This is a genomic window from Caballeronia sp. J97, assembly GCF_905220305.1.
In the GTDB taxonomy this organism is placed as follows: domain Bacteria; phylum Pseudomonadota; class Gammaproteobacteria; order Burkholderiales; family Burkholderiaceae; genus Caballeronia.
Window position 1 is genome coordinate 1 of sequence record NZ_CAJMZL010000064.1, and the last position, 5,978, is coordinate 5,978.

General features: G+C 64.8%; 5 protein-coding genes. 2 read left to right on the forward strand and 3 right to left on the reverse strand.

Going from position 1 to position 5,978, the window contains the following annotated elements; all coding sequences use genetic code 11:
• Nucleotides 1–169: 169 nt before the first annotated feature.
• Complete coding sequence (locus tag U4Y90_RS35615) at nt 170–1,465, reverse strand: SGNH/GDSL hydrolase family protein (RefSeq protein ID WP_321801800.1); 1,296 nt, start codon at nt 1,463–1,465, stop codon at nt 170–172.
• Nucleotides 1,462–1,593, reverse strand: a complete 132-nt coding sequence (locus U4Y90_RS35620) for a hypothetical protein (RefSeq protein ID WP_321801802.1) — start codon at nt 1,591–1,593, stop codon at nt 1,462–1,464. The genes U4Y90_RS35615 and U4Y90_RS35620 overlap by 4 nt, the downstream gene beginning before the upstream one ends.
• A 43-nt stretch (nt 1,594–1,636) precedes the next feature.
• Between U4Y90_RS35620 and U4Y90_RS35625 the strand changes: the two genes are divergently transcribed.
• On the forward strand, nt 1,637–2,788 hold the full coding sequence (locus U4Y90_RS35625; RefSeq protein ID WP_321801803.1) for a class I SAM-dependent methyltransferase: 1,152 nt from the start codon (nt 1,637–1,639) through the stop codon (nt 2,786–2,788).
• 6 nt (nt 2,789–2,794) lie between these two features.
• Here U4Y90_RS35625 and U4Y90_RS35630 read toward each other — a convergent pair whose 3' ends face one another.
• The gene (locus U4Y90_RS35630) at nt 2,795–4,057 is read right to left on the reverse strand and encodes a TIGR03862 family flavoprotein (RefSeq protein WP_321801804.1); all 1,263 of its coding nucleotides are present in this window, start codon (nt 4,055–4,057) and stop codon (nt 2,795–2,797) included.
• A 202-nt stretch (nt 4,058–4,259) separates the two neighbouring features.
• On the opposite strand from U4Y90_RS35630, the gene U4Y90_RS35635 reads away from it, so the two are divergent.
• Nucleotides 4,260–5,732 carry an MFS transporter gene (locus U4Y90_RS35635; RefSeq protein ID WP_321801806.1) on the forward strand — a complete coding sequence of 491 codons (1,473 nt, stop codon included), beginning with the start codon at nt 4,260–4,262 and terminating at the stop codon, nt 5,730–5,732.
• Nucleotides 5,733–5,978: the final 246 nt, after the last annotated feature.

The window sequence follows — 5,978 nt, forward strand, 5'->3', positions numbered from 1 at the left end:
GGAATCTTTTTCTCCTTGTCAACACTATTTTTCGCTTTCGCTTCAAAATTTGCTGACTTTGGAGGCCGCCCGTTTCGCTCGGCGACCCTCGTCTTGCGACGAGGGGCTGAATATTAGGTCAAGCAGACTCGAATGACAAGGTGATGACCCAATTTTTTTTGCGCCCGCTTCAATGCGCCGCTTTTGCCGTTCCGACAACGAACTCCATCGGTACGGCTGCCGCCATTGCGGCGTAACCGGCATCGCTCGGATGGATATGATCACCGCTGTCATATCGGCGCTGGAGCGCGCTCGGGCGCGCCGGATCGCGCAGCGCCTGATCGAAGTCGACCACGCCGTCGAACGCGCGGCTCGAGCGAATCGATTCGTTGACCGCCGTGCGGATCGCCTCCCGCTCGGGCGGCAGGGAGGCGGGCGTCAATGTCGCGCCGTAGATCTTGACGCCCCTCTGGTGCGCCTGCGCGATCAGACGCTGATAGCCGCGCACGAGCGCATCGGCGTTGACTTCGGTATGCGGCGCGTCGCAATCGAGTCCGGCGTGCGCGGGCATCGCCATGAAATTGATGTCGTTGATGCCGATCAGTACGATGACCGCACGCACGCCCGGCTGGCGCAGCGCGTCGCGTTCGAATCGGCTCACGACCGCCTCGCCGTAGCAGGGAGAGTTGCTCAGCAGCCGATTTCCGCTGATCCCCGCATTCACGACGACCGTTTGCCCGCCGCTCTTTCGCGCCACGTCCTTTCCGAGCGCATCCGGCCAGCGTCGGTTGGCGTTGATCGAGGAGCGCATGCCGTCGGTGATCGAATCGCCGATCGCGACGATTGCTTGCGCCGACGAATTTTCCACCGCCATATTGGTCAGCCACGCATATTGGGTAAAGCGCGTGCGGAACGCGCCCGCCGATGCGTCCTCGGTGCGATCACCCGGCGTGGAGATGTAGTTCACCTGACTCGAAACGCGATGCCAGGCGACGAGCTTTTGCTCCTTCCCCATGAACATGCTGACGGCGACGGGCTGGAACGCCGCGACATCGAAATCGACTCCATCGCTCGTGGCTTGAGCACCCGGCGCGACGGTCACGCCCTTGCGCCCGCCGAAGAGCACGGGCCGCGCGCTTCCCGCGCGGATCGCGGCATTGCTTCCTCCGGCCGCCCGCGCGACGCTCATCGATTCGACGACGAGCGGCTCAGTTCCATACAGATTGCTGATTCGCAAGCGCACCCGTTTGCCGTCGAGTTGCGGATAGATCAACTGACGAACGGTGCGGCCAGCCACATCCGGCGCGCGATACAGCGGCGGCAGGTTGGCCAGTTGCGGAATCGACTGCAGCGCGGTGCCCCACGCGCTGACCCAGCGTTCGTTGGCGGGCGCTTCGGCGTTGTCGGCGGCGAACGCCTGCGGCGCGAGATTGAACTGCGCGGCAAGCGCGGCCGCGCAGATCGCGGCGAGAACTCGAAGTTTCATTCGGCGAAGGCGTTCGGAAAAGGCTCGATTGTGCCTGAAGTGTCAAAACGCTCGCGACGCATATCGCCCTCGACGCGCACAAGCCGCAGCGACGCGCCCGAAATGGCCTCACAATGCTGCCAGTTCATTTTTCGCCGGCGCGACGACTCCGCAGCTGGAATCAATATAGATATGCAATCGAAAAACCTAGCACCGCAACACCTCGCCTGGGATGAAGACGGCGAAAGCCGCACCGCGCGCTGGAGATCGGAGAGTGGCAATCCGCCGGCGAAGCGCGTCGTCATCGGACATGACCAGATGACGGCCGATCAGGCGTACCGGCTCGCCTGCGAGGGCACGGCGATTCTGTGGCGCGGCGATTTCCAGAACGCGCGCCAGTTGCTGCAGGCGATGGCTCGTCGCATCGACAACAAGCCACGCAAGGCCAGGAAGCCGGCGACGCCGACTTCGCCGATCGACGCATTCAATCTTCACCGCCTCGCGCAATCGCAACGGGCGCGCACCCTCGCGATGCTGATCCTGCCGCTCGACGAGCAGTACGCCATTCCGTTGCGCCGTGCGCCGAACGTGCGTCAGGCATGCGAGGAAGCGTATGGTCCGACTTCCGATGAAGCCTCGGTCGTTTCCTTGCGCGAAGTCCTCGGCCTGATTGGCGCGCACGAATGGCGCAAGAAGGGCGTTGAAATCGGTGCGGCCGGCGGGAGGATCCATCCCTATTACGGCGTCTTCTCGCCGGTTCGAGGCGAGTACATCGATCTCGTCGCAAATCAGCCGCTTCCGTCGAAGGCGCTCGCGTTCGACATCGGCACCGGAACCGGCGTGCTCGCAGCGGTGCTCGCGCGGCGCGGCGTCGAGCGTATCGTCGCAACCGACGTCGATGCCCGCGCGCTCGCCTGCGCGCAGGAAAACATCGGGCGACTCGGGCTCGATCGTCAGGTCGAGATCGTCGAGGCCGATATGTTTCCCGAAGGCCGCGCTCCTTTGATTGTCTGCAATCCGCCTTGGCTACCCGCGCGCCCGAGCGCGACGATCGAGCACGCCATCTACGATCCGGACAGCCGCATGCTGCGTGGCTTTCTCGACGGGCTCGCCGCGCATCTGACGCCGGGTGGCGAAGGCTGGCTCATTTTGTCGGATTTCGCGGAGCATCTCGGCTTGCGCACACGCGCGCAGTTGCAAGAGTGGATCGATAAGGCCGGGCTGAAGGTCGACGGGCGAATCGACATCAAGCCGCATCATCCGCGCGCGAGCGACAAGGCCGATCCGCTGCATGCCGCGCGTTCGGCGGAAGTCACGTCGCTGTGGCGGCTCGTCGTCGCCTAGGTCAGCTCAGACGCGCTCGGCCAGCCACGCGAGCGCGCCCTCCCCCGCGACGAGCCCGCTGGCGAAGCAGGCTGTCAGCAAATATCCGCCGGTCGGCGCTTCCCAATCGAGCATTTCGCCCGCGCAGAACACGCCGGGAAGCGCCTGGAGCATCGAGCGGGTGTCGAGCGCTTCGAACTCGATGCCGCCCGCACTGCTGATCACTTCTTCGATGGGACGCGGGCGCAGCACGCCCAGCGGCAACGCCTTGATCCGCGCGGCGAGCGTGTCCGGGTTGGCGAATTCCTCCTTGCTCACGCACTCGCGCAACAAGCCCGCTTTCACGCCCGTCAGATGCAAGCGGCTCTGGAGATGACTCGACATCGAGCGTGCTCCGCGTGGATGCAACACTTCGTCGCGCACACGTTCGGCGGAAAAGTGCGGCGCGAGATCCAGGTAGATCGTCGCGCCTGCACCGCCGCTCCCGGCAATCCGATCGCGGATCGGCGCCGACAACGCGTAGATCAGACTGCCCTCGATACCCTGATCGGTAATCAGACATTCGCCGACGCGCCAGTCGAGCGCACCGTCCGCGCGCGACACGCCGATGGCCACGGATTTGAGCGGCGCGCCCGCGAAGCGGCTGCTGAAATGCTCGCTCCAGCCGACGTCGAAGCCGCAATTGGACGGCACGAAAGGTCGCACGGCCACGCCGCGCGCATCGAGAACGGGAAGCGCTGCGCCGTCCGAGCCGAGTTGCGGCCAGCTTGCGCCGCCGAGCGCGAGCACAAGCGCGTCGTGCCGAACGCGTGTCTCGCCCGATGGCGTCGCGAAACGCGATATCGACGTCCCTTCATCGCTCCAGCCGATCCAGCGATGTCGCATATGGAATGTCACGCCCGACGCACGCAGTCGATGCAGCCACGCCCGCAGCATCGGCGCGGCTTTCATGTCGGTGGGAAAGACGCGCCCCGAGCTGCCGACGAAAGTCTCGACGCCCAGGCCGTGGACCCAACTGCGCAACGCGCCTGCGTCGAAGCGCGCTAGCAGCGGCGCGATGTTCGGGCTTCGCGCGCCGTATCGGGCAAGGAATGCGTCGGCAGGCTCGGAATGCGTGAGATTCATGCCGCCCTTGCCGGCCATCAGAAACTTGCGTCCGACGGAAGGCATCGCGTCGAACACGTCGACACGCGCGCCGCCTGCCGCCAGCGCCTCCGCGGCCATGAGCCCGGCGGGGCCTCCGCCGACGATCGCGACGTTCACCGATTCGATGTTTTCGACTGACGACATGCCTGAATGGAAGAAACAGAAGGGAACGACATTGTCGCATCGCGCATCGTAGCGCCGGTTTCCGCTGCCCGCACCGAGCGTGGAAAGCATCGCAGACGCGTCGTAAGTCATTAAATAACAAAAAAGAATTTGGCCGGCTGCGCTTGGGCCAGTACGATCCGGCGATTCGTTGCATCGACAACTTTTTACCAATAGTCAGATCATGTCCGTTTCTCTTGCGCCCGAACGCGCTGCCGCCCGGGCCTCAGCCGACGATTCGCGGCCCGTCATCAAAAGCGCCGCCGATGTCTCCGCTCTGGTCAACCACGGCGCCGCGACCGGGAGCGATGCGCGCGTTGTCGTCGCCATCGCGCTCGGCGGGATTTTTCTCGATGCCTACGACCTCGGCGCGCTTGCATTCGGCATGAAGGACATCGCGCGCGAATTCTCACTGACGCCGACCGGCTCCGGCTTCGTCGCGGCCGCGATCACGTTCGGCGCGATCATCGGCGCGTTTCTCGGCGGTTATCTCACGGACAAGATCGGCCGCTATCGCGTCTTCATGGCCGACATGTTCTTCTTCGTCGTCGCGGCGATCGCCTGCGCGCTCGCGCCCAACGCCTGGGTGCTCGGCGGTGCGCGCTTCGTGATGGGACTGGGCGTCGGCATCGATCTGCCCGTCGCGATGGCATTTCTCGCGGAGTTTTCCCGGCTGCGGGGCCGCGGCAACAAAGCGGCTCGCGTGGCGATGTGGTGCCCGGTCTGGTACGCGGCGATCAGCGTCTCGTATTTGCTGGTGCTCGGCTTGTACGCGGTCTTGCCGGAACACAACGCCGGGTGGCTCTGGCGGCTGATTCTCGGCTTCGGCGCGGTGCCGGCCATCGCGATCATCGCGATCCGGAGCCGTTATATGAGCGAATCGCCCGTCTGGGCCGCGAATCAGGGCGATCTCGACGGCGCGGCCGCGATCCTGAAGCGCTCCTACGGCATCGATGCACGCGTCGATGAAACCGCCGTCGTTCCGCCCAAGGCGCGTCGCGCGACGTGGAGCAATTACGGCGCGCTGCTGCGCGGCGTCTACCTGCGCCGGACCGTGCTGGCGACCGTCATCGCGATTGCTTCGTCGTTCGCGTATAACGCCGTTGCGTTCGGATTGCCGGTCATCATCTCGAGCTTCCTCGCGCAATCGATGCTCACGACGATTCTCGCGTCGCTCGCGCTCAACCTGTGCTTCGCGTTCGCGGGCGGCCTGTTCTCCGTGCGCACGGTGCCGAAGTACGGCGCGTGGAGGCTGTCGGTCGTCGGCTACGCGTTTCAACTGACGGCGCTCGTCGGGCTCGCGATCGTCGGGAAACCGTCGACGGGCGTCGAAGTCGTCATCGCGATCGCGTTTCTCGCGGCCTTCCTGCTCGGACAAGGCGTCGGGCCGGGCTCGCACAGCATGACGTTCGCGTCGCTGAGCTATCCGACGTCACTGCGTGGCGTCGGCGTCGGCTTCAATCAGACGCTGATGCGCGCCAGCTCGACGGTTTCGCTGTTCCTGTTCCCGGTTCTGTCCGCCGCGCTCGGCACGAAGGTGTTCTGGATCATCGCCGTCGCGCCGCTCGCGGGGCTCGTCGCGCTGTTTGCGGTGCGCTGGGAACCGTCCGGCTATGACGTCGACGCGGAAGACTTCGCCGCGCAGCAAAAGCGCTAAGCGCCCCTTTCTTCCGATTCCCTCCTTCGAAGAGCGGCCGCGATGACATCGCCGCCGCTCTTTCGCATTTTCTGCCGCCCGGCACGCATCGCTCGTCTGCACTAGATTGAATAACGCGCGCATTCGCGCGATCTACGCAGATCTCACGCATACGGAATTACCCGAGTGCATCTCGAAATTTCATTTACCGACCGTCCGGTCGGTTTATAATCGCCGGACAGCGACTACCCAGAGAGCGAGTGCCGC